The 24,028-nt window shown below is 68.7% G+C and carries 21 protein-coding genes; 7 read left to right on the top strand and 14 right to left on the bottom strand.

Annotated elements, in window-relative coordinates; genetic code table 11:
- The first annotated feature begins 108 nt into the window (after window positions 1-108).
- Entirely contained in the window at window positions 109-2,166 is a 2,058-nt protein-coding gene (locus AZL_RS03865; protein ID WP_148219186.1) for a sensor histidine kinase, read from the top strand.
- A gap of 9 nt (window positions 2,167-2,175) precedes the next feature.
- Here the strand turns inward: AZL_RS03865 and AZL_RS03860 are convergent, their stop codons facing one another.
- From AZL_RS03860 to fdhD, 11 genes are all read right to left on the bottom strand, one after another.
- Window positions 2,176-2,865: a class II aldolase/adducin family protein gene (locus AZL_RS03860; RefSeq protein ID WP_012973358.1), complete on the bottom strand. Its 690-nt coding sequence runs from the start codon at window positions 2,863-2,865 to the stop codon at window positions 2,176-2,178.
- A 68-nt stretch (window positions 2,866-2,933) separates the two neighbouring features.
- Window positions 2,934-3,977 carry a formate dehydrogenase subunit gamma gene (locus tag AZL_RS03855; protein ID WP_148219185.1) on the bottom strand — a complete coding sequence of 348 codons (1,044 nt, stop codon included), beginning with the start codon at window positions 3,975-3,977 and terminating at the stop codon, window positions 2,934-2,936.
- A gap of 25 nt (window positions 3,978-4,002) precedes the next feature.
- Entirely contained in the window at window positions 4,003-4,191 is a 189-nt protein-coding gene (locus tag AZL_RS03850; RefSeq protein ID WP_148219184.1) for a hypothetical protein, read from the bottom strand.
- Window positions 4,192-4,193: 2 nt separating this feature from the next.
- Window positions 4,194-4,871: a formate dehydrogenase FDH3 subunit beta gene (gene fdh3B, locus AZL_RS03845; RefSeq protein ID WP_012973356.1), complete on the bottom strand. Its 678-nt coding sequence runs from the start codon at window positions 4,869-4,871 to the stop codon at window positions 4,194-4,196.
- Between the two features lie 18 nt (window positions 4,872-4,889).
- A complete protein-coding gene (locus AZL_RS03840; RefSeq protein WP_012973355.1) occupies window positions 4,890-7,805 on the bottom strand; it encodes a formate dehydrogenase subunit alpha in 2,916 nt (971 codons plus the stop codon).
- Between the two features lie 13 nt (window positions 7,806-7,818).
- Window positions 7,819-8,070 (bottom strand): formate dehydrogenase, encoded by a 252-nt coding sequence (locus AZL_RS03835; RefSeq protein ID WP_247894264.1) that lies wholly within the window; start codon window positions 8,068-8,070, stop codon window positions 7,819-7,821.
- Window positions 8,071-8,088: 18 nt separating this feature from the next.
- Complete coding sequence (locus AZL_RS03830) at window positions 8,089-8,715, bottom strand: TorD/DmsD family molecular chaperone (RefSeq protein WP_012973354.1); 627 nt, start codon at window positions 8,713-8,715, stop codon at window positions 8,089-8,091.
- A gap of 372 nt (window positions 8,716-9,087) precedes the next feature.
- Window positions 9,088-9,603 (bottom strand): DUF3306 domain-containing protein, encoded by a 516-nt coding sequence (locus AZL_RS03825; RefSeq protein ID WP_012973353.1) that lies wholly within the window; start codon window positions 9,601-9,603, stop codon window positions 9,088-9,090.
- Complete coding sequence (locus AZL_RS03820) at window positions 9,600-10,094, bottom strand: DUF3305 domain-containing protein (protein WP_012973352.1); 495 nt, start codon at window positions 10,092-10,094, stop codon at window positions 9,600-9,602. Before AZL_RS03820 ends, AZL_RS03825 begins: the two co-directional genes overlap by 4 nt.
- Window positions 10,091-10,744 carry a molybdenum cofactor guanylyltransferase MobA gene (mobA, locus tag AZL_RS03815; protein WP_012973351.1) on the bottom strand — a complete coding sequence of 218 codons (654 nt, stop codon included), beginning with the start codon at window positions 10,742-10,744 and terminating at the stop codon, window positions 10,091-10,093. The genes AZL_RS03820 and mobA overlap by 4 nt, the downstream gene beginning before the upstream one ends.
- Window positions 10,734-11,615: a formate dehydrogenase accessory sulfurtransferase FdhD gene (fdhD, locus tag AZL_RS03810; protein ID WP_012973350.1), complete on the bottom strand. Its 882-nt coding sequence runs from the start codon at window positions 11,613-11,615 to the stop codon at window positions 10,734-10,736. The genes mobA and fdhD overlap by 11 nt, the downstream gene beginning before the upstream one ends.
- A gap of 10 nt (window positions 11,616-11,625) precedes the next feature.
- Here fdhD and AZL_RS03805 point away from each other — a divergent pair, with 10 nt between their 5' ends.
- Window positions 11,626-12,387 carry an ABC transporter permease gene (locus AZL_RS03805; RefSeq protein WP_371304224.1) on the top strand — a complete coding sequence of 254 codons (762 nt, stop codon included), beginning with the start codon at window positions 11,626-11,628 and terminating at the stop codon, window positions 12,385-12,387.
- A 138-nt stretch (window positions 12,388-12,525) separates the two neighbouring features.
- Window positions 12,526-13,374, top strand: a complete 849-nt coding sequence (locus AZL_RS03800; RefSeq protein ID WP_012973348.1) for a substrate-binding domain-containing protein — start codon at window positions 12,526-12,528, stop codon at window positions 13,372-13,374.
- 12 nt (window positions 13,375-13,386) lie between these two features.
- On the opposite strand, the gene AZL_RS03795 is transcribed toward AZL_RS03800, so the two are convergent.
- On the bottom strand, window positions 13,387-15,309 hold the full coding sequence (locus AZL_RS03795) for a methyl-accepting chemotaxis protein (protein WP_148219183.1): 1,923 nt from the start codon (window positions 15,307-15,309) through the stop codon (window positions 13,387-13,389).
- Window positions 15,310-15,654: 345 nt separating this feature from the next.
- Between AZL_RS03795 and AZL_RS03790 the strand changes: the two genes are divergently transcribed.
- The 3 genes from AZL_RS03790 (at window position 15,655) to AZL_RS03780 (ending at window position 20,027) form a co-directional block, all read left to right on the top strand.
- The gene (locus AZL_RS03790) at window positions 15,655-17,721 is read left to right on the top strand and encodes a 4Fe-4S dicluster domain-containing protein (protein WP_012973346.1); all 2,067 of its coding nucleotides are present in this window, start codon (window positions 15,655-15,657) and stop codon (window positions 17,719-17,721) included.
- 133 nt (window positions 17,722-17,854) lie between these two features.
- Window positions 17,855-18,907 (top strand): GTP 3',8-cyclase MoaA, encoded by a 1,053-nt coding sequence (gene moaA, locus AZL_RS03785; RefSeq protein WP_012973345.1) that lies wholly within the window; start codon window positions 17,855-17,857, stop codon window positions 18,905-18,907.
- Between the two features lie 7 nt (window positions 18,908-18,914).
- Window positions 18,915-20,027, top strand: a complete 1,113-nt coding sequence (locus AZL_RS03780) for a CaiB/BaiF CoA transferase family protein (protein ID WP_012973344.1) — start codon at window positions 18,915-18,917, stop codon at window positions 20,025-20,027.
- A 17-nt stretch (window positions 20,028-20,044) separates the two neighbouring features.
- Here AZL_RS03780 and AZL_RS03775 read toward each other — a convergent pair whose 3' ends face one another.
- Both AZL_RS03775 and AZL_RS03770 read right to left on the bottom strand, forming a co-directional pair.
- Entirely contained in the window at window positions 20,045-21,208 is a 1,164-nt protein-coding gene (locus AZL_RS03775; protein WP_012973343.1) for a GNAT family N-acetyltransferase, read from the bottom strand.
- 81 nt (window positions 21,209-21,289) lie between these two features.
- Complete coding sequence (locus AZL_RS03770; protein WP_012973342.1) at window positions 21,290-21,757, bottom strand: RidA family protein; 468 nt, start codon at window positions 21,755-21,757, stop codon at window positions 21,290-21,292.
- A gap of 365 nt (window positions 21,758-22,122) precedes the next feature.
- On the opposite strand from AZL_RS03770, the gene AZL_RS03765 reads away from it, so the two are divergent.
- Entirely contained in the window at window positions 22,123-23,985 is a 1,863-nt protein-coding gene (locus AZL_RS03765; RefSeq protein WP_012973341.1) for a flagellin, read from the top strand.
- Window positions 23,986-24,028 lie beyond the last annotated feature (43 nt).

The following is a 24,028-nucleotide window of genomic DNA, read 5'->3' as shown; positions in this document are numbered from 1 at the left end:
GCCTGGGGGGTTAGCCAAGCTACAATCCGCGCCGCGCGCCGACAGGTCCGAATGGTTGTGGCCGGTCGCGCGCGGAAATCGTCAGGCACAGCGCGAGCGGGAGTCGGTGTGAAGCGGAACGGCATTCTGTCCCGGAGCGGCGGCCGGACCCGGTTCCGCGACATGACCCTGTCGGCGCGGGTCGGCGCGGGCTTCGCCGTGGCGCTCGGCCTGGTGGTCCTGCTGGCCCTGGTCGGCCTCGCCTGGTTCCACAGCGTGTCGCGCGACATCGGCGCCTTCTCCGGCCGCGCCGACCTGTCGCAGGCGGCCGCCGACGCCGACATCAGCCTGCGCGACATGGAGGTCGCGGTCCGCGACCATCTGACCTATGGCGACGACCAGAGCCTGCTCGACGCCTCCTGGCGGCATGACACGCTGCGCGAGCGGCTCGACACGCTGGCGAAGGGCGTGGTGGAGGGCGCCGACCGGCAGGGGGTCGACAAGGCCCGCGCCGCGCTGGAGGATTATTGGGCGGCGGTGCAGAAGCTGATCGCGCTGCGCGGCGACCGCAACGGCCAGATGACCGGCGTGCTGGAACCGCTGGTCGCCCAGACCCGCCAGAAGCTCGACCAGTTGAAGAACGCCGGCGGCGTCGATTCGACGGCATTGGCCAGCGACGCCGCCATCGCCACCCTGCTGATGCAGGACCATCTCACCCGCTATGTCGACCGCCGCGACCCGCAGGACGCCGAGGCGATGCGCGCCCAGCTCGCCATCGCCCGCGACCGGCTGACCGAGATGAACCGCTATCTCTGGGTTCCCGGCACCAAACAGACCATCGACGAGGTGAGCGCCCTGCTGGCGAAGGCGGGCGGCGTGCTGGCGGCCATCGAATCGTCGGTGGCCGAGGACGACACTCTGCGCGCCGAGGCGATGGCCGCCAACGCCGCCGGCATCGCCGCCAATCTGGGCGAGATCCGGCGCCGGGCCGAGGCCGGAACCCAGGCGTTGCGCGGCACGCTGACCGATGGACTGTCGGGCTATACCAGCGTCGCCCTGTGGGTCGGCGGGCTGCTGCTGCTCGCCGGTCTGGTCACCCTCTGGCTGCTCCAGCGCAGCGTCGCCGGACCGGTGCGGACGATGGCGAACGCGGTGACGGCGCTGGCCGCCGGCCGCACCGACCTCACCCTGCCGGCGCTGAGCGGCCGGAACGAGATCGCCAGCATGGCCCGCGCGGTCGACGCCCTGCGCGGCATCGCCGAGGATACCGAGCGCGAGCGCCGCGAGGCCGAGATCGAACACACCCGCCTGTTGCGGGAGAAGGCGAAGGCCGAGGCCGCCAGCCAGGCCAAGAGCGACTTCCTGGTCAATATGGGCCATGAACTGCACGGACCGCTGACCGAGATCGTCAATGCCAGCCAGACGCTGATGTCCGACCTGCATCGGCTGGGCGTGGCCGAGCTGGCGGCGGATGTCGAGCATATCCAATGGACCGGCGAGCAGTTGACCGGTCTGGTCGACGCCATTCTCGACTATGCCAAGGTCGAGGCCGGGGTGATGGATGTCTGCCTACAGGATTTCGACGTCAACCGGCTGCTGGCCGAAGCGCGCGAGCGGTCGATGCCGGCCGCCGACCTCTATGGCAACGCGCTGGATCTGTCGGCGCCGGCCGGGCTCGGCCAGATGCATTCGGATTTCAACAAGCTGCGGCAAACCCTGCTGAACCTGCTCGACAACGCCTGCAAATTCACCCAGGACGGCACCGTCACCCTGTCGGCCGAGAAGCTGGAGCGCGACGGCGCCCGCTGGTACCGCTTCACCGTCGCCGACACCGGCCGCGGCTTTCCCACCGCCCAGACCGGCCGGCTGTTCCAGCCCTTCGTCCAGGGCGCCGGCAACGGCGCCGTGGCCACCCGCGGCCAGGGCAAGCCGCGCGGCGCCGGGCTGGGCCTGACGCTGGTCGGCCATTACACCGCCATGCTCGGCGGCGATATCGAGGTGGCGAGCGAACCCGGCCAGGGCACCCGCATCACCATCGCCCTGCCCGCCGTCTATGAACCGCCGGCGGAAGAGCGTCCTCTCCAGGTCGAGGCGGTCGGCGGCGCCAAGCCGCTGCTGCGGGTCGCCGCCCTGAAGCCGGCCGGCCATCTCGCCACCAGCACCACGATGACGCGGATCGGGCCGTAAGCCGGAGTTTCACAGACGCGGCCGGGCGGTGTCTTCCGGCGCGTCCGCATCGTCGATCGGCTGGCCGTATTTCATCCGCCGCATCTTCTCCGCCACCCGGGCGATCTCGTCGGGCGGCAGGATCACCGGCTCGCCGAACTGCTGGGCATGGAGATATTGGCGGGCCAGCGTCTCGACCTCGACCGCCAGCGCCAGGGCGGACTGGACGCTGGTGCCCAGCACGATCATGCCGTGATTGGCCAGCAGGCAGGCCAACCGCCCCTCCAGCGCCGCCAGGGCATGGTCGGACAGTTCCTGGGTGCCGAAGGTGGCGTAGGGAGCGCAACGGATCGAGTCGCCACCGGCCAGCGCCACCATGTAATGGAAGGACGGGATACCGCGCCCATGCACCGCCAGCGCGGTGGCGAAGGTCGGGTGGGCATGCAGGACGACGCAGATGTCCGGCCGCGCCCGCAGGATGTCGCGGTGGATGCGCCATTCCGACGAGGGGCGGCGCTCGCCGAGATAGGTGCCGTCGAACCCCATCTCGACGATGTCGGCGGGGGTCAACGCGTCATAGGGCATGCTGGTCGGGGTGACCAGGAAACCGCCATCGATCCGCCGCGACAGGTTGCCAGACATGCCCTGATTGACGCCCAGCCGGTTCATGGCGAGGCAGCCGTCGATGACGGCCTGACGGTCGGCGAGGTGGGTGGTCATGGCGGCGTCCTGGGAGGTGGTTGGCCCCCCACCCTAACCCTCCCCCGCTGGGCGGGGGAGGGGACAAATCACTCCGCCGGTGTCCGGTGATGGGGACCGTGATCGGCCTTTTCGCCGGTGACCTCCTCGACCCACAGCGAATGATGCTCGCGCGCCCATTGCAGCTCGACCTGACCATCGCCCATGGCGTCGAAGGCGCCCTCCATGCCGATGGAGCCGATGTAGATGTGCGCCAGGATGATGGCGATCATGATGATGGCGATGGCGGCATGGGCCAGCTGATAAAGCTGCATCTCCTCCAGCGTGGCGAAGCTGAAGGGGAAGATCAGCTGCACGCCGGTGAAGCCGAGCGCCGCCCCGCCGGCCACGGTGGACCAGAAGATCACCTTCTGGCCGCCGTTGAACTTGTGGGCCGGCGGGTGGACGCCCTTGGAGAACAGGCCGCCCGCCTTCAGGAACCAGGTCAGGTCATGACGCGACGGGATGTTGTGGCGGGCCCACATCACGAAGATCAGCGCCACCCCCAGGATGAAGGCGAAGCCCAGGAAATTATGGGCGAGCTTGCCGTAATGGCTGAGCGCGGCGAAGGGCTCCGGCCCGATCAGCGGCAACAGGGTATGGCGGCCATAGAGCAGATTCAGGCCGGAGACGGCGAGCACGACGAAGCTGCCGGCGGTCAGCCAATGGACGCCGCGCTCGAAGGCGTTGAAGCGCTCGATGGTGCGGCCGGTCTTCCCGCCATCGATGCGGATGCGGCCGCGGACCAGGAAGAACAGGGCCAGCAGGGCGAGGATGCCGCCCAGCACCCAGGAGCCATACGCGCTGAGCGGCCCGTTGCGCAGGGCGCGCCACGCCTCGCCCTCCGACTGGATCAGGACGCCGGCCTGCTTGTTGGGGATCGAGACGGTGCCCCGCTCGCCCATGCGGATGTCGTGCCAGCCGTCGCCACGGCTCTGGCCCATGATCTGGGTCGGCACCACCATCGGCCCGTCGCGGTCGACCTCTTGCTCCGCCACCGAACCGCCGACGCGGACGCTGGACTGGGCGGCGGCAGGCATTGCGCCACCGGCGAGACCGATGCCGAGCACCAGAGCGGCGACAGCCGTCTTCATCGGATGACCTTCCATCGGACGCTCCCTATCGCACGCCCTGATAGGCGCTGCGTTGCCGCAACGCCCGCAACTGCTCGGCGGTCAGCGGCGTGTCGGCCGCCCCCTGATAGACGCCCTTGTCCAGATGGACCGGACGCGGCGCCCCTTCCTCCTGGCAGCCGGCCAGCAGGAGGACGGCGCCGAACGCCAGCAGGGCGGCCCCCGAGACCGTCACCGTCACAGCCCCTGCTTCTGCACGGGGACCCCACCGGCCGCACCGCCGGCGCCCTGGAAGACGGAGCCGCCGGGCTGGCCGCGCTCCTGACCCGACTTGGTCTGATAGGCGGTGTTCCAGCCCCAGGCGCCGGAGCCGAAACCGCGGGCGGCGACGCGCTCGCGGTAGATGTCGGACACCTTGTCGGCATCGCCGGCCAGCAGCGCCTTGGTCGAGCACATCTCGGCGCAGAGCGGCAGCTTGCCCTCCGCCAAGCGGTTGCGGCCGTATTTCTTGAACTCGGCCTCCGAATTGTCGGGCTCGGGGCCGCCGGAGCAGAAGGTGCATTTGTCCATCTTGCCGCGGCTGCCGAAATTGCCCGCCTGCGGATATTGCGGCGCGCCGAACGGGCAGGCGTAGAAGCAATAGCCGCAGCCGATGCACAGGTCCTTGTTGTGCAGGACCACGCCCTCGGCGGTCTGATAGAAGCAATCGACCGGGCAGACCGCCTTGCAGGGCGCGTCGGAGCAATGCATGCAGGCGACCGAGATCGTCCGCTCCCCCGGCTTGCCGTCGTTGATGGTCACGACGCGGCGGCGGTTGATGCCCCAGGGGATCTCATGCTCGTTCTTGCAGGCGGTGACGCAGGCGTTGCACTCGATGCAGCGTTCGGCGTCGCACAGGAATTTCATCCGGGCCATGGTTCAAACTCCCGCGCGTCAGGCCGCCTGGATGCGGCAAAGGGTGGTCTTGGTTTCCTGCATCTGGGTCACCGAATCATAGCCGTAGGTGGTCGCCGTGTTGGCGGCCTCGCCCAGCACGATCGGGTCGGCCCCGGCCGGGTATTTGGAGCGCAGATCCTGCCCCTGATAGACGCCGCCGAAATGGAAGGGCATGAAGGCGACGCCGCGGCCGACCCGCTCGGTCACCATCGCCTTGACCTTCACCCGGCCCTTTTCCGGACCCTCGACCCAGACCAGCTCGCCGTCCTTGACGCCGGCATTGTTGGCGTCGAACGGGTTGATCTCGACGAACATGTCCTGCTGCAACTCGGCCAGCCAGGGGTTGGAGCGGGTCTCGTCGCCGCCGCCCTCATATTCGACCAGACGGCCGGAGGTGAGGATGATCGGGTATTCCTTGGAAACGTCGCGGTCCTGGATCGACTTGTAGAGAGTCGGCACGCGCCAGGACTTGGTGTCCTTGTAGGTCGGGTAGCTGGCGACCAGATCGCGGCGCGGGGTGTAGAGCGGCTCACGGTGGATCGGCACCGGGTCCGGGAAGTTCCAGGCGACGCAGCGCGCCTTGGCGTTGCCGGGCGGGTTCAGGCCATGCTTGATCGCCACGCGCTGGATGCCGCCGGACAGGTCGGTCGTCCAGGATACCGCACCGATCTTGTCGCCGCCGATCTTCTGGATCACCGCCAGCTCCTCCGCCGTCAGGTCGGCGTCGAAGCCCAGCTTCTGGAGCATCGCCATGGTGACTTCCGGATAGCCGTCCTTGATCTCCGACCCTTCCGGATAGGAGCCTTCGGCCAGCAGCGTCACGCCGTTGCGCTCGACGCCGAAGCGGGCGCGGAAGGCGCCGCCGCCCTCGGCAACCGGCAGCGAGGTGTCGTAGAGGTTGGCGGAACCGGGATGCTTCATCTCCGGCGTGCCCCAGCAGGGCCAGGGCAGGCCGAAATAATCGCCGTCGCACGGGCCGCCGACGGCGCGCAAGGTCGTCTTGTCGAAGGTGGCCTGATGCCGCATGTGCAGCTTGAGGCGCTCCGGCGACTGGCCGGTATAGCCGACCGACCACATGCCGCGGTTCCACTCGCGGGTGATGTCCTCGATCACCGGCTCGTTGCCGTTGACCTTGATGTTCTTGACCAGATCCGCCGCGAAGCCGAACTTCTTGGCGAACAGATACATGATCTCGTGGTCGGTCTTCGATTCGAACAGCGGCTCGACGATCTTGTCGCGCCACTGGACCGAGCGGTTCGACGCCGTGGCCGAGCCGGAGGTCTCGAACTGGGTCGCCGCCGGCAGCAGGTAGAAGTCGTTCTTGCGGTCGGACAGCACCGCCGTCATCGTCGGATAGGGATCGACGACGACCAGCAGCTCCAGCTTCTCCATCGCCTTCTTCATCTCGGGCAGACGGACCTGGCTGTTCGGCGCGTGGCCCCAGAAGACCATGCCCTTCAGCGGGTTCGGCTGGTCGAGATTCTCCTTGGCCTCCAGCACGCCGTCGAACCAGCGCGACACCGGGATGCCGGTGCTCTCCATCAGCGCCTTGGAGGCGAACCGCTTCAGGATGCCGTCATAGGGGAGGTCCCAGACGCGCGCCCAGTGGCGCCACGCCCCCTCGGCCAGACCGTAATAGCCGGGCAGGCTGTCGGAGGTGACGCCGAAATCGGTCGCCCCCTGCACATTGTCGTGGCCGCGGAAGATGTTGGTGCCGCCGCCCGACACGCCGACATTGCCCAGCGCCAGCTGGAGCACGCAATAGGCGCGGGTGTTGTTGTTGCCGATATGATGCTGGGTGCCGCCCATGCACCAGACCAGCGTGCCGGGCCGGTTGGAGGCCAGCGTGCGGGCGACGCGCTTCAGCTGCGAACCGGGAACGCCGGTGACGCGCTCCACCTCCTCCGGCGTCCATTTGGCGACCTCGGCGCGGATGTCGTCGAAGCCGTAGACGCGCTTGGCGATATAGTCCTTGTCCTCCCAACCGTTCTGGAGGATGTGCCAGAGGAGGCCCCAGACCAGCGCCACGTCGGTGCCGGGACGGAAGCGGATATATTCGTTGGCGTGGGCGGCGGTGCGGGTGAAGCGCGGGTCGGCGACGATCAGCGGGGCGGCGTTCTGCTCCTTCGCCTTCAGCACATGCATCATGGCGACGGGGTGCGCCTCGGCGGCGTTGGAGCCGATGAAGAACAGCGCCCGCGACTTCTGAATGTCGTTATAGCTGTTGGTCATGGCGCCGTAGCCCCAGACATTCGCCACGCCGGCCACCGTGGTGGAATGGCAGATGCGCGCCTGATGGTCGACGTTGTTGGTGCCCCACAGCGCCGCGAACTTGCGGAACAGATAGGCCTGCTCGTTGCTGTGCTTGGCCGAGCCGAGCCAGAACACCGAATCGGGACCGGACTGCTCGCGGATCGCCAGCAGCTTGGAGCCGACCTCCTCGATCGCCTGGTCCCAGCCGATCCGGGTCCATTTGCCGTCGACCATCTTCATCGGATAGCGCAGGCGGCGCTCGCCATGGGCGTGCTCGCGCACCGAAGCGCCCTTGGCGCAATGCGAACCGAGGTTGATCGGGCTGTCGAAGCCGGGCTCCTGGCCGATCCAGACGCCGTTCTGGACCTCGGCCACCACGGTGCAGCCGACCGAGCAATGGGTGCAGACCGACTTGACCTGTTTGACCGGCGCGCCGGCGACGGCGGTCGCGGTGGCGGCGTCGGCCTTCCGCACCATGCCGAAGGGCATGGCAGAGGCCAGCGCGGCGCCACCGGCGGCGATGCCGGAATTGCGCAGGAAGGCCCGGCGGTCAACCGTAAATCCCCTGGCCGCCACGCCGGTGGCGGTGGCCGGCGTCTGGGTCAGGCTGCGGGCGAGGTGGCGGCCGCCGGAGGTGGCCGGGCTTTTCTTGATCAGCATGGCGGCGTTCCCCTTAGAAGCGGCTGACTTCGTAGACCTTGCGGACATGGTCGGTCTCGCGATAGCCGGTGGCCGGCGTCTCCGCCTGGGCCGCCTCGGCCGTTCCACCGGCGGCGGTCACACCGGCCGCGGCGGCACCGAGCGCACCGGCACCCAGACCGGCGACGCGGAACAGGTCGCGGCGGGCCAGCCCCCTGTCGTCGCCTTGCCTATCCTTGCCCTGTTTGACAGCTTCATCCGTGGCTTTGACCGCGTTCCGCGTCATGGCTCCGCTCCTCACCCTTTACGCCGCAAGGTCGAAGGCTTGCGCCTCGACCGCCAGGAAACTCCGTCCGACCGCGCCGACCGCCCGATAGAAGCGGGCCGAGGGCGAAGTCTCCAAATCCGTGAAGAACCGCCCGGCCCAGGAGCCGATATGGCGGTCGAAGAAGGCCCGCTGCCCGTCGAGACCGACCGGCCCGCCATCCTCCGGGGCGAAGGCGCCGGCGATCAGGCCGGCCATCATCTCGCAGAGCGCGGCGATGTGGTCCTCCGGCTCGGACACGCCGTCGGCCCGGGCTATGCCCAGCCGCGCCATGTCGACGCGCAACGCCGCCAGGGGCTTCTCGTTGAGGAAGCCGGTCAGGTAGAAGGAGCCGTAAGGGGTGCGCTCGCTGCCGCCGACGCCGATGAACAGCGTGGTGAACTCCTCCTCCAGCGCAGCGGGATCGCCGCCGCGCGCCGCTTCCGCCAGCCGGTCGAGCGCCGTGCCGAACTCGCCGCCATCGCCGGCCAATCCCCCCAGCGCGGCCAGGAAGGCGGCGTCGGGCGGACGCGCCAGCAGCTGCGCCAGCAGGGCATAGACCTGCGCACGGAACAGCTCCTCCTCCGCGAGGGCGGGGGGGACAGTGTGATCGACGGCCCTGGACACGCGCCGCAAACTCCTCCCGGACGAGCAAGACGGGGGTGCCGGCGTCCGCGGACGAACCGCGCGCCGTTATTGGAACCGCTCCCCGTGCCCCATTTTGACGCACCTGCGAAAAGCCATTGCCTTACAGTGACTTAGCAATTCACAGTCGGATAATAAAAAGGGTTAAGCCATCCGTTTGTCAACCGAGGACGCACCCTAAAGAGGGGGCAAATCAAACTTTATCAACGCGCTATGCTCGCGCTAACAGAGCGCCCCTTTGTTTTGAGCCTGTCTGGACCGGCGGGGTGGGCGGTCGCATTTTGAAAGCGGTTTTGCGAGGGTGAAAGCCCCCTCTCCCGCCGTGGGAGAGGGAAGGGTGAGGGGGCGCAAGAATCAGGCGGGTTCGGAATTCTTGGACCGCCCCTCCCCCTCCCCGCTTCGCGGGTCCCCTCCCTCTCCCGGGACGGGAGAGGGCGCGGCCTGCTCCGCCACCTCGTCCAGCGTGTCGAGGAAGCCCTTGCCGACGCGGTAGAGGGTCTTCACCGGAACCCCGCCGCTGAACAGGCTGGCGTAATCGTCGGCGTAATCCTTCAGCCCGTCGTCGTTGGCGTAGATCGGATCGGAGGTCCAAAGCTTGCGCAGGGCCTGACGGTGCAGATCCTCCGGCACCTCGGCGCGCAGGAAGGGGGTGAAGTCGGAGTCGCCGGTCAACTCCTCGACCGGCGGCAGATCCTTCAGCGGGTCTTCCGCCGGCGGCTCGCCGGACTCCGCCGGTGCCGGGTCGGCGACGGCAACCGGACTCGCCGCGGCCTCCTCAACCGGCAGCGGCAACCCGGCTGGCGCCGGCTTGGGTTCGGCCCCGGCGCGCTTCAGGCGCGACCAGCGCGACAGGAAGGCTTCTCCGCTCACCGCCGTCCCTCCTCCTTGTCGAAATGGCGCTTGCGCTCGCGCTTGTGGAAGGGGACGTCGACATGGTGCTGCTCGACGAAATCACGGACCAGCCCGATCACCTCGTCGGGCATCGGCACCGTCTCCACCACATCGGTGCCGACCTGATAGCCTTCGCCCTCATGCGCGGACGCGGTGACGGTGAAGGGCACCAGCGACAAGCCGTCCGGGCCGGGGCGCATCACCACCCACAGGCGCGGCGGATCCTGGGACAGGTTCAGTCGATAGCCTTCGGTGTCGGTGCGGAACAGCTCCAACGTCAGGGTGGCGGCGTGGCTGTGGCTCCACCCCTCCCCCTCCCGCAGCAGGCGGCCCGGCGGCTCGACCGGCCCGGCGCCGGGGATGACCGAAACCGGGCGCCAGCTCCAGTCGGCCCAGACGGTGACGCCACGGCGGCGTTCCACCACGATGCCCAGCGCCAGGGTCTCGATGCGCTCCAACCGCTCCGTCATGATGCCCGCCCCGACGCCAGCAGGCGTTCCGCCTCGGCCAGATCCTCCGGCCGGTTGGTGTTGAAGAAGGGATCGACTGGATCGATGGCGAAATCGGCGACGGCCAGACGGTGGCGGGCGGTCCAGGCATCGACCTTGCGCAGGCCCTCCTCCACCATGGCGCGGCGCAGGTCGCCGGCCAGACGGATCGGCCACAGCCCGAAGACCGGATGATCCTGCCCGCCCGAGCGGGCGCAGGCGAGGTCGGCGCCCTCCCGCTCCAACGCCGACACCATGCGGGTGACGAGGTCGCACGGGATGAAGGGCGCGTCGGTGGCGAAGCTGGCGACCCAGGCGATGCCGGGAGCGGTGCCGCGCAGCCATTCCATGCCGGTCAGCACGCCGGCGAGCGGCCCGGCATAGCCCTCCACCACATCGGCCGCGACCGGCAGATGCAGATGATCGAAGCGGGCGGGATCGCCGTTGGCGTTCAGCACCAGCGGCCCGACCTGCGGCCGGACGGTGGCGACGATGCGTTCCAGGATGCTGCGTCCGCCGAGCGGGCGCAGGCATTTGTCGCCGCCGCCCATCCGGCGCGACAGGCCGCCGGCCAGCAGCACGCCGCCGATGTCGCGGTGTCCAATGGCGGAGCGGGCTGAGTCAGTCGTCATCGCGGCTTCCCTTGCGTCCATGACTCCGGTCCTCGTCATCGCCCCCGGATGCATCGGTATCGAACACCAGCCGGTCGGCGCCGGCCAGCGCGATGAAGCGCCGGCCCTTGGCCCGGCCGACCAGCGTCAGGTTGGCCTGCCGCGCCAGCTGCACCCCCCAGGCGGTGAAGCCGGAGCGCGAGACCAGGATCGGAATGCCCATCTGCACCGTCTTGATCACCATCTCCGAGGTCAGCCGCCCGGTGGTGTAGAAAATCTTGTCCGATGCCGGAATACCGTTCAGATGCATGTAGCCGGCGACCTTGTCCACCGCGTTGTGACGGCCGACATCCTCCATGTAAACGAGCGGCCGGTCCCCCTGGCACAGCACGCAGCCATGGATGGCGCCGGCCTCCAGATACAGGCTGGGCTGAAGGTTGATCTGCCTGGACAGGGCGTAGATCCACGAGGTGTGGAGCCGCACATCGGCCGGCAGACGGACGGATTCGAAGGTCTCCATCACGTCGCCGAAGGCGGTGCCCTGGGCGCAGCCGGAGGTCAGCGTCTTCTTCTTCAGCTTGGCTTCATAGTCGGTGGCGCGTTCGGTGCGGACGATGACGGTCTCCGTCTCCTCGTCCACATCGATGGCGGTGATGCGGTCATCGCGCCGCAGCATGTTCTGGTTCAGCAGATAGCCGACGGCCAGACAGTCGGGATAGTCGCCGATCGTCATCATGGTGACGATCTCCTGCCCGTTCAGATAGAGGGTCAACGGCCGTTCGACCGTCACGGCGGTCTCGATGGCGCGGCCGTCCTGGTCCAGGCCGCCGACACGCTCGGTCAGCCTGGGGTCGGCCGGGTCCGGCGCTATGGTGAAGGTCTTAAGACTCATGATAGTGCTCATGCGCGCGAGTGTGGGCGAGCGCCGCCGGATGGACAAGCCCCGCCCCAGTGAATTGGACTTCATGCAGGATTTTTCCCAAGCCCTGACATTGGCGTTTTCCATGATCGGCTCGCTGGACGCCGGACTGATGCGGATCATCGGCCTGTCGCTGCGGGTCAGCCTGACCGCCGTCGCCACCGCGACGCTGATCGGCCTGCCGCTGGGGGCCGCCGTCGCCGCGCTGAATTTTCCCGGCCGGCGCGGCGTCGCCATCGCGCTGAACACGATGATGGGGCTGCCGCCGGTGGTGGTCGGGCTGGTGGTCTATCTGCTGCTGTCGCGTTCCGGCCCCTTCGGCGTGCTGGGGCTGCTGTTCACTCCGACGGCGATGATCGTCGCGCAGACGGTGATGATCGTGCCGATCGTCGCCTCGCTCGCCCGCCAGACGGTCGAGGATCTGCTGGTCGAGTATGACGACCTGCTGCGCGTCACCGGCGCCGGCCCGCTGCGCCGGCTGGCGACCCTGCTGTCGGAGGCGCGCTGGAGCCTCGTCACCACCGTGCTGGCCGGATTCGGCCGCGCCTCGGCGGAGGTCGGGGCGGTGATGATCGTCGGCGGCAACATCGAGAACATCACCCGCGTCATGACCACCGCCATCGCTCTGGAGACCAGCAAGGGCGATTTGCCGATGGCGCTGGCGCTGGGCCTGGTTCTGATGACCCTGTCGCTGGCCGTCAACCTGACGGCGGCCCTGCTGAAGGAGCGGGGGGAGCGGGCCTGACCCATTCGGGCGCATCCGGGGGAAGGCATGCGGGCGTATGGGCTGCGACCTGTTCACCATGGGCTTGGCGGGCCTTTGCAAGCAAAGCCGGACTGCTATATGCCTCACCGGCAACAGCGCCTGTTGAGGAGACAAGTGATGCTGCGCCGTTCTTTCGTGCTGGGTGCCGCCGTCGCGGCCCTGACCGCTCTGGTCCAGAGCGCCCTGCCGCCGGTCGCGCGGGCCGCCGACCGTTTCATCACGGTGGCCTCCACCACCTCGACCGAGGATTCGGGGCTGTTCGGCTCGCTGCTGCCGAAATTCACCGCCAGGACGGGGATCGAGGTGCGGGTCGTCGCCAAGGGCACCGGCCAGGCCATCGACCTCGCCAAGCGCGGCGACGCCGACGTGCTGTTCGTCCACCACAAGCCGTCGGAGGAGAAGTTCGTCGCCGAAGGCTTCGCGCCGGTGCGCAAGCCGGTGATGTACAACGACTTCGTCATCGTCGGCCCGGCCAGCGATCCGGCCGGCGTCAAGGGCAGCAGGGATGTCGCCGACTCGCTGTCGAAGATCGCCCAGGCCAAGGCCCCCTTCGTGTCGCGCGGCGACGACAGCGGCACCCACAAGGCCGAACTGGCGCTGTGGAAGACGGCCGCCCTCGATCCGGCCAAGGCCGAGGGCGGCTGGTACCGCTCGATCGGCCAGGGCATGGGCCCGACGCTGAACACCGCCGCCGCCATGAACGGCTATGCCCTGACCGACCGCGGCACCTGGCTGAACTTCAAGAACCGCGGCCCGCTGACGGTGCTGGTGGAGGGCGACAAGCGGCTGTTCAACCAGTATGGCGTCATGCTGGTCAACCCGGCCAAATTCCCCCACGTCAAGGCGGCCGACGGCCAGGCCTTCGTCGACTGGCTGGTCTCGGCCGAGGGGCAGAAGGCGATCGCCGACTACACCATCAACGGCGAACAGCTGTTCTTCCCCAATGCCAACGATCCGGGGGCGTAACGCCCCCCATCCTCACCCCGCGCGGACCGAGCTGACGAAGCGGTCCACCTCGCGCGACAGGTTCTCGGTGTCGCGGTGCAGGGTGTTGGCGGCCTCCATCACCTGCTGCGCCGCCTCGCCGGTGCCGTCGGCGGTGCGCTGGACGCCGCCGATGCTGGTGGCGATATCCTGGGTGCCCCGCGCCGCCTGCTGGACGTTGCGGGCGATCTCGCGCATCGCCGCGTCCTGCTCCTCGATCGCCGACGCGGCACCGGTGGCGATGCTGTTGATCTCGCCGATGGTGCGGTCGATCTCGGCGATGGACTCCACCGCACCGCCGGTCGCCCGCTGCATCGCCTCGATCTGGGCGGCGATCTCCTCCGTCGCCCTGGCGGTCTGGGTCGCGAGAGTCTTCACCTCGCTCGCCACCACGGCGAAGCCCTTGCCGGCCTCCCCCGCCCGCGCCGCCTCGATCGTCGCGTTCAGCGCCAGAAGATTGGTCTGGCTGGCGATCGAGGAGATCAGGGTGACGACCTCGCCGATGCGCTGGGCTTGATCGGAGAGAGCGCGGACGCTGCCGTTGGTGGTCTGGGCGCATTCCGCCGCCCGGCGGGCGATGACCGCCGATTCGGTGATCTGACGGGTCAGCTCGCCGATCGATGCCGCCATCTGCTGCGAGGAGGCGGCGACCGTCTGCACATTGGCCGAGGTCTGCTCCGTCGCCGCGGCGACCGAGGTCGCCCGGGCCCGGCCATCCTCCGCCATCACCGACAGGGCGCGGGAACTGTCCTGCATCCGGCCGGCCGAGGCCGACAATTGGGCCACCACGCCATGCATCGCCGTCTCGAAACGGTCGGCCAGCTCGCGCGTCTGGCGCCTGCGCTCCTCCTCGCCGCGCGCCTTCTGGGCCTCCTGCTCCGCCTGCATGCGCCGCAAATCGGCGGCGTTGGTGCGGAACACCAGAAGCGACTGCGCCATTTCGCCGATCTCGTCCCGGCGCCCGGTCCCGTCCACCGCCGCCTCCAGATCGCCGGCGGCGATGCGCCGCATCGACCGCGTCAACCGCGACACCGACCCGGCGATGGACCGGCCGACCAGCAGCGCCCCGGCCAGCCCGAGCACCGCCACCGTGACCAGCGACAGCCAGATGATCCGCCGCACCTCGTCGCGGATGGCGGCATAGCCCGCCTCCGCCGCCGCCCGCTCCGCCTTCTGCTCCAGTTCCGCCTCCATAAGCAGGGGCTCCAGCCGGCCGTAGATGTCCGACATCTTCCGGATCTCGCCCGACAGTCCCAGCAAGGCGGCGGCGAGCGCGGTGAAGTCGCGCCGGTAGGAGTCGATGGCGGCCCGGATCGACGCCCGCTCCGTCTCCGGCACCGCCGATCCGTCCAGCGCCTTGAGGAAGGCGGCAACCGCCGCGCCGAAGCTGTCGACATATTTGCCGTCGCCCCGCGCCAGGAAATCCTTCTCGTGCCGGCGCATCATCAGCAGCCCGGCGAGCAGCCGCTGGTCGTCATGGCGGGCCAGGGACGCCTCGGCCGAATGGACGGCGCCGCGCAAGGTGCCCTGCAACCCCTTGTTCTCGTCCAGCCCGATCCGGCCCTGGCGGTCGGCCACCTCGGCGAACTGCCGGCCATAGGCGGCGAGTTCCCCGCCGGCCCGCCGCAGCCGGTCGGCGGCGGCGCCGGGCGGCAGAACGGCGAGCAGCCCGTCCAGCGTCCCCGCCATCTCGGTGATCAATCCGGCATGACGGCCGGGCAGGTCGGCGTCGCGGCGCAGAAGGAAATCCTTCTCGACCCGCCGGCCGTTCAGCAGTTGGATGCGCAGGGTTTTCAGGGTTTCCGTCCGCAGCACCGCCTGTTCGGCCTGCTGGCGAATCTCGTCCTGCCTGGAGCTTTCGATGTGGAACACCGCGCCGAGGATCGCCAGCCCGAGGATGCTGACAAGGCTGATCAAGGCGATCTGGGTCCTAAGCCTGAAAGAACCGAGCGCGTCTTCCACCATTACACCTCTTCACCTGAAGCTTTGGATTGGGATTCCATACTGAGGGCCATACACTTTCCACGTATGTCATTAAATTGTCAAAATGTGACATTTTATCCTATGGCATAATAATGCCGGAATATTCGATGATTATTTGCCACGCCTTGCGCGGAGCTTGCCTCGCCGATCCGCGGTTTCCCCCTGGGCTTCCCCTGGCGCCGCCCCCGACGAAATTCCCATTCCCATCGCGCCGCATTCCCCCATATGACTGTCGACAGCCAGGGGCGGCGGCCCCAAGCCAAGGGAGTTTCGGGGACGATGAAGATCGGCGATCGGACAGTGCTCGTCTGCGACTGCGCGCACAGCATCGCGCTGGACGGGGCGGCGCTGGGCAAGGCCTGCGGCGGCGGCGATAGCGGGGATGGCGCCGTCACCGTGCACAGCCAGCTCTGCCGGGCGCAGCTCGACCGCTTCGAGGCGGCACTCGCCACCGGGCAGCCGCTGCTGGTCGCCTGCACGCAGGAGGCGCCGCTGTTCAGCGAGGTCGCGGCGGAGGGGGCGCCGGATGCGGCGCTGAGCTTCACCAACATCCGCGAACGCGCCGGCTGGTCGGACGAGGGCGCCCAGGCGCTGCCGAAGATCGCGGCCCTGCTGGCCGAGGCGGCGCTGCCGATCCCGCCCACCGGGGCGCTGACCCTGAGGTCCGAGGGTGGCTGTCTGGTCTATGGCAGCGACGAGCGCGCCATCGAGGCCGGGCGGGAATTGGCGAAGCGGCTGGACGTGACCATCCTGCTGACCAGCGCCCGGGACATCCCGCCGCCGCCGGTGATGGACGCGGCGATCTTCCGCGGCCGCATCCGCGCCGCCCGCGGCTGGCTCGGCGCCTTCGAGATCGTGGTGGACGATTACGCCCCGGCACTGCCCTCCTCACGGGGCGCGCTGGGGTTCGAGCCGGTGCGGCAGGGAGCGTCGGCCCGTTGCGACCTGATCCTCGATCTGACCGGCGGCACGCCGCTGTTCCCCGACCACAAGCGCCGTGACGGTTATCTGCGCCCCGACCCGAACAGCCCGGCCCAGGTCGCCAAGGCCCTGCTGGAGATCGCCGATCTGGTCGGCGAGTTCGACAAGCCGCGCTACGTCGATTTCAAGGCCGAGCTCTGCGCCCATTCGCGCAGCCGCAAGACCGGCTGCACCCGCTGCCTGGATGTCTGCCCGACCGGGGCGGTGACGCCGAACGGCGACCATGTCGCCATCGACCCGCATGTCTGCGCCGGTTGCGGGTCCTGCGCCGCGGTCTGCCCGACCGGGGCGGCGACCTATGCCCTGCCGCCGGCCGCCACCGTCCATGAACGGCTGCGCACGCTGCTCGGCACCTACGCCAAGGCCGGCGGAAAGGCCCCGGCGCTGCTGATCCACGACCCGCGCCACGGAGACGCGCTGGTCGGCCTGATGGCCCGGCATGGCCGCGGCCTGCCGGCCCGCGTGCTGCCCTTCGCCCTGAACGAGGTGACGCAGGTCGGCTTCGACCTGTTCGCGCTGGCGCTGGCCTATGGCTGCACCCATGTCCGCGTGCTGACCGGCCCGGAGAATGAGGGGGAGACCGCCGGGCTCGCCTCCCAGGTCGGGCTGGCGGAAGCCGCCTTCAGCGGGCTCGGCTACGGCTCCGGCCGGGTGGCGGTGATCGACGCCGCCGATCCCGACGCGGTGGCCGACACGCTGTGGGCTCTGCCGGCGGACGCGGTCGAAGCCGGCATGTTCCTGCCGATGGGGTCGAAGCGCGGCGTCACCATGCTGGCGCTGCGCCACCTGCACAAGGTCGCCCCCGCCCCGGTGGAGGTGCTGGCGCTGCCGCCGGGCGCCCCCTTCGGCCGGGTGGCGGTGGATGTCGAGGGCTGCACGCTCTGCCTCGCCTGCGTCGGCGCCTGCCCGACCGGGGCGCTGCTCGACAATGCCGACAAGCCGATGCTGTCCTTCGCCCAGGATGCCTGCGTCCAGTGCGGCCTGTGCCGGACCACCTGTCCGGAAAAGGTCATCTCGCTGGTGCCGGAGATCGATTTCCGCGACCGGGCGCGCGGCGCCAGCGTGATCAAGGAGGAGGAACCCTTCTGCTGCGTCTCCTGCGGCAAGCCCTTCGCCAGCCGGTCCTCGATCGAGAAGATCGTGACGGCGCTCGCCGGCAAGCACCCGATGTTCGCCACGCCGGAGGCCGCCAACCGCATCCGCATGTGCGAGGATTGCCGCGTCCGCGACCAGTTCGAGCGCGTCGGCGAGCCCTTCGCGCTCGGCCGTCCGCCGGTGCCGCGCACCACCGACGACGACCTGCGCGAGCGCGAGGAGGCCATGCGGGCCACGCAACCGGGAGCGGTGCGACAAAAGCTGGTGTGACGCCACCGCCCCTTGATCACCGTCAAAGTCGGCATACCGTGATGTGGAATAGGCTACCGCAATCGTTGCATATCGTCCGTGCGGCGAACATATACTGGGTCGGCCCGCCAGAGGTCGCCCCTGGAGTCCAGCGATGATCGATCCCGTGTCCGCAGCCCAATCGCCAGCCAATCTTGCCGAGCGGCCAGCGCCGCTCATCGACCCGTTCGGCCGCAAGGTGGAGTATCTGCGCGTCTCGGTGACCGACCGCTGCGACCTGCGTTGCGTCTATTGCATGGCCGAGGACATGAGCTTCCTGCCGAAGGCGGAGGTTCTGACGCTGGAGGAGCTGGACCGGCTGTGCAGCGCCTTCGTCAAGCTGGGCACCCGCAAGCTGCGGCTGACCGGCGGCGAGCCGCTGGTCCGCCGCGACGTGATGCGGCTGATCCGCTCGCTCGGCCGCCACATCGAGTCGGGCGATCTCGACGAACTGACGCTGACCACCAACGGCACCATGCTGTTCAAGCATGCCGCCGGGCTGTTTGATGCCGGGGTGCGGCGGATCAACGTCTCGCTCGACACGCTGGATCCGCACAAGTTCCAGGCCATCACCCGCTGGGGCAAGCTCGACAAGATCCTGGGCGGCATCCAGGCGGCCAAGGACGCAGGGCTGAAGATCAAGATCAACATGGTGGCGCTGAAGGGCGTCAACGACGACGAGATCCACCGCATGGTGGCCTGGTGCGGCGAGCAGGGCTTCGACCTGACCTTCATCGAGGTGATGCCGATGGGCGACATCGGCGAGGGCGCCCGCATCGACCAGTATTGGCCGCTGACCATGCTGAAGGCCGAGCTTCAGACCCGCTGGACCCTGACCGAGAGCGACCACCGCACCGGCGGCCCCGCCCGTTATGTCCGGGTCGAGGAGACCGGCCAGCGCGTCGGCTTCATCACCCCGCTGACCCATAATTTCTGCGAAAGCTGCAACCGCGTGCGGCTGACCTGCACCGGCACCCTCTATATGTGCCTGGGCCAGGAGGACGCCGCCGACCTGCGCACGCCGCTGCGCGTCAGCGACGAGGATGGGCCGCTGATCGACGCGGTGCGCGAAGCCATCATCCGCAAGCCCAAGGGTCACGACTTCATCATCGACCGCCGCCACCAGGGTCCGGCGGTCGGACGTCACATGAGCGTCACCGGGGGCTGAGCGCGCGATGCCCCTGCCCTTCCTGAACGGCCTGCGCATCGTCGATCTCGGGCAATATCTGCCCGGTCCCCATGCGGCGCAGCTGCTGGGCGATCTCGGCGCCACGGTGGTGAAGGTGGAACCGCCGGGCGGCGATCCCCTGCGCCGGCTCGGACCGGTGGACGGCGACGGCGCCACCGCCGCCTACAAGCTGCTGAATGCCGGCAAGACGGTGGTGCGCCTCGACCTGAAGGCGGCGGACGGGCGCGCCGCGCTGGAGGGGCTGCTGGCCAAGGCCGACGCGCTGATCGAGAGCTACCGGCCGGGCGTGATGGACAAGCTGGGGCTGGGGCGCGACCGGCTGCGGCGGCTCAACCCGCGGCTGGTCCATGCCAGCCTGTCGGGCTGGGGCTATGACGGCCCCTATGCCGCGCGGGCCGGACACGACCTGAACTACATGGCGGTCGGCGGCGGACTGGACGCCTCCGGTCTGCCGGAGCGGCCGGTCATCAGCTACCTGCCGGTCGCCGATTTCGCCTCCGCCCAGCAGACGGCTTTGGCGGTGGCCGGCGCCCTGTTCGGGCGGGAACGGTCGGGACAGGGCTGCTTCCTCGACCTGTCGATCATGGAATCGGTGCTGGGCTGGCAGGGGCTGAACCTGACAGCGGCGGCGCGCGGCATCCTGCCGGAACGCGGCGAGGCGCTGCTGTCGGGCGGGGCCGCCTGCTACCGCCTCTACCGCACCGCCGACGGCCGCTTCGCCACCCTTTCGGCGCTGGAGGCGAAATTCTGGAGCGGCTTCTGCGAGGCGGTCGGCCGCCCCGACTGGATCGCCCGGCAGGCGGATCCCCTGCCGCAAACCGCCCTCACGGCGGAGCTGGAGGCCCTGTTCGCCAGCCGGACCCTGGCGGAATGGCGGGCCCTGCTTGATCCCGTCGATTGCTGCTTCGAGGCGCTGCCGACGCTGGATGAGGTATCCGCCCATCCGCAGATCGCCGCGCGCGGACAGCTCCGGGTGTCAACCGGCCCCGAACCGCTGGTCGAAACGCTGATGGGCCTGCGGGTCGACGGCGCGCCGCCGCCGGAACGCGCCCCGTTGCGGGAAAGCGACGCCGCCACGGTGCTGGCCGGCTGGGCCTGATGGGGTAGGACGGGGGCTCAGCCCTCCCGCCGGTACGGCGACAGCTCGTCGCCCAACGCGCCGATCTCCGCGTCCACCGCCGGGCGTTCCTGGTCGAGATAGCGCTCCACCGCGCGGCGGAAGCCGGAATCGGCGATCCAGTGGGCGCTATAGGTCGGCACCGGCAGATAGCCGCGCTGGATCTTGTGTTCGCCCTGGGCGCCGGCCTCGACCCGCGCCAGACCGCGCTCGATGGCGAAATCGAGCGCGCGGTAATAGCATGCCTCGAAATGCAGGAAGCGGTAGCGCCCGTCGGAGCCCCAGTTGCGGCCGTACAGCGCGTCGTCGCCCAGCAGATTCAGCGCGCCGGCCACCCATTCGCCGCCATCCTCGCACATCACCAGCACCACCCGGTCGGCCATGGTCCGGCCCAGCAGGTCGAAGAAACGGCGGTTGAGATAGCCGCCGCCCCATTTGCGGTCGGCGGTGTCGAGATAGAAGCGGTGGAAGGCGTCCCAATGCTCCGGCTTGAGGGCGTCGCCGGTCAGGGTGTGCAGGCGGACGCCGCTGTCGGCGACCTCGCGCCGTTCCTTGCGGATCGCCTTGCGCTTGCGGGAGTTCAGGGCGTCGAGGAACGCGTCGAAGCTGCCATAACCGCGGTTGTGCCAATGATACTGCACCCCCAGCCGCCGCAGCCAGCCGGCCTCGCCCAGCCGGTCGCAGTCGCCGCGCTCCGGAAAGGTGACATGGACGGAAGAGACGCCATAGCGCTCCGCCACCTGCTCCAGCGCCGCAATCAGCGCGTCGGCGACGGCGACGGCCCGCGGTCCGGGCGCCACCAGCAACCGCGGCCCCGGCACCGGGGTGAAGGGAACCGCCACCTGGAGCTTGGGGTAATAGCTGCCGCCGGCCCGCTCATAGGCATTCGCCCAGGCATGGTCGAAGACATATTCGCCATAGGAATGGCTTTTCAGATAGGCCGGGACCGCGCCGACCATGCGGCCGGAGCCGTCATGGGCGACGAGATGGCTGGGCTGCCAGCCGGTCTTGCCGGTCGCCGAGCCCGACTCCTCCAGCGCCAGGAGAAAGGCGTGGGAGAGGAAGGGATTGCCGGGACCGGCGCAGGCGTCCCAGCCCTGCTGGTCCGCCTCGCCGATCCCGGTCAGAACCTTGACGGTGATCGCGTCGTTGCCGTCGGGCATGCATGGGTCTCCTTGAACCATGGCAAGGAGGTAAGCCCGATGCCGCTTTGCGGCAAGACGCTGATGCCGTCCTGATGCGGGTCAGGCCACTTCCAGGATCGCGTCGACCTCGACCGCGACATTGCCGGGCAGCGACGGGGCGCCGACCGCGGCGCGGGCATGCTGGCCGGCTTCGCCGAAGACGTCGCGCATCAGTTCCGACGCGCCGTTGATCACAAGCGGATGATCGTGGAAGTCGGCGCCGGAATTGACGAAGCCGCCCAGCCGCAGCACGCGGGTGACGCGGTCGAGGTCGCCGCCCAGCGCGGCCTTGGCCTGGGCCAGGATGTTCAGCGCGCACAGGCGCGCGGCCTCCTTGCCCTGCTCGACCGAGAAGTCCTGGCCGACCTTGCCGACGAACTTGCGCTCGCCGTTCCAGACCGTGACCTGGCCCGAGATGTAGAGGGTGTTGCCCGACAGGGTGTAGGGCACATAGGCCGCCACCGGGGCCGCGGCCTGCGGCAGTTCGATGCCCAGTTCCGCCAGGCGCGCGTCGATCCGACCGGTCATGATGCTTCTCCGTTGCCTGCTGTGGCCCTCGCCGGGCCATGCGTCCGCTGTCCGGGACGTGGTTTGGAGCCCGACCATAGCCGTACCGGCCCGCCGCTGGGAAGAATCTTACCGCCGGGGACATCGGCAGAACCGTCCATCACCGGCAAAAGATTCCGGGACTCTTTTCCTGCCGCCCGTCCGAACGGGTATGGCCACACCCTGCGTTTTTTGCCGGGCCGCTTTTTATTTTCCATACATATCAATGGCTTATTCCATGGCTCCGCGGTTGGCACGTTGTTTGAAACAGGGATGTCAGGAAAACGCACGTTGCCTCGCCGGTCAAAGACCAAGCGCGGGGACAGCCTCAGAAGGAGACTAGGACCATGGCCGGAAATGTGACCCTGACCGCCGCGATGCGCACCAACCTGCTGCAACTGCAGGGCACGCAGGAACAGATCAACAAGAAGCAGAACATCCTGTCGACGGGCAACAAGATCAATTCGGCTCTGGATGGTCCCACCTCCTTCTTCGCCGCCAAGGGTCTGAACCAGCGCGCCGGCGACCTGTCGTCGCTGAAGGACGCGATGGGCCAGTCGATCAGCACGATCCAGGCCGCCGACAAGGGCCTGACCGCCATCGACTCGCTGGTCGACCAGGCCAAGGGCCTGACCACCGCCGCCTATGCCGCACTGGGCAACGACGCCGCCTCCATCGCCACCCGCAAGTCGCTCGCCACCCAGTTCAACACGCTGCGCGACCAGATCGACAAGCTGGCCGCGGACAGCAATTTCGGCGGCAAGAACCTGATCAACGGCAACGGCATGAGCATGGACAGCACCAGCGCGTCCCGTGCCGCCGTCAACACCATCGTCGGCGTCGACAACGCCCGCGTCACCAACGTCATCGCCCCCGACACCTACGCCATCCGCATCAAGGGCGACGGCTCGATCGAGGGCAAGACCGCCGACATCTCCAAGGCCGAGAACGATCACGGCTTCGTCGGGCTGAAGCTGTCGGGCACGATGTCGAGCACGCTCGGCAGCTTCTCCGACGTCCAGATCGAGGTGCGCGGCGCCAACGGCCGCTCGCGCGACTTCATCGTGTCGGACGGCGACGAGAGCCGCACCATCTCCTACTTCGACAACAGCCAGACCATCGAGGCGAAGCTGCTGTCGCCGGCCAAGTCGGGTTCGGCCCAGGTGTCCAATGTGAACGTCAGCGGCACCGTCGAGGAAGGCGACATCTTCACCATCACGGTGGAAGGCCAGTCCTTCAGCTACACCGCCACCAGCGGCGACGTCGCCACCGGCCAGAACGCCGCCAAGAACGTGGCGACCCAGCTGAAGTCCTCGATCGCCGCCGCCATCACCGGCAGCGGCCGCCTCTCCGGCAAGGACGTCGCCACCGCCACGGTCGGCACCAACGGCACAATCACCCTGACCGGCGCCACCACGGCCGGCGTGGTGCGCGAGATGACGGTGACGACCAGCGCCACCAACGCGCTGACCAAGAAGATCTCGGAAAGCTTCGCGTCGGGCACGATCGTGTCCTTCACGGTCGACCGCCGTCTGCTGGAAGCGGCGAACAACCAGGGCAACGGCGTCTCGGTCATCCAGAAGAAGGTCGACATCCAGATCCAGGTCACCAACTCCAACGGCGCCCAAGTCACCCGCGACGGCATGAATGACCGCGGCGACGGCAAGCTGAACGGCGGCGAGCAGGCCTTCACCTTCGACAGCGGCACGGTGCGCCTGGATGTCGATGCCAAGACGATCAAGCAGGCGGCCTCGCACAACTGCTCGGCCAACATCGTCACCAAGCAGATCTCCGACGCCAACACGTCGAACGACATCACCGTCCAGTTGAACGAACGCAACACCAACTCAATCACCGTCACCGCGGTCAACCTGTCGACCAGCGGCCAGGGGTTGAAGCTGGACGGCGCGCAGAACAGCTGGATGGACCGCGCCGACATCGACAAGGCGGTCGCCGGCCTGGACAACGCCAAATCGACGATCCGCTCCGCCTCGCAATCGCTGTCGACCAACCTGAACATCATCACGACCCGCGAGACCTTCACCAAGGAGTTCAGCGACGTGCTGACCGAAGGCGCCAGCAAGCTGACGCTGGCCGATCAGAACGAGGAAGGCGCCAGCCTGCTGATGCTCCAGACCCGGCAGCAGCTCGGCACCATCGCCCTCTCGCTGGCCAACCAGTCGCAGCAGTCGATCCTGCGCCTGTTCTGATCCGCGCCGGCAACCCGGCACACGAAAAGGGGCGCCCCCGCCG

The organism is Azospirillum sp. B510 (genome assembly GCF_000010725.1).
Lineage (GTDB): Bacteria > Pseudomonadota > Alphaproteobacteria > Azospirillales > Azospirillaceae > Azospirillum > Azospirillum lipoferum_B.
This window is presented reverse-complemented; position numbering and strand designations above follow the sequence as displayed.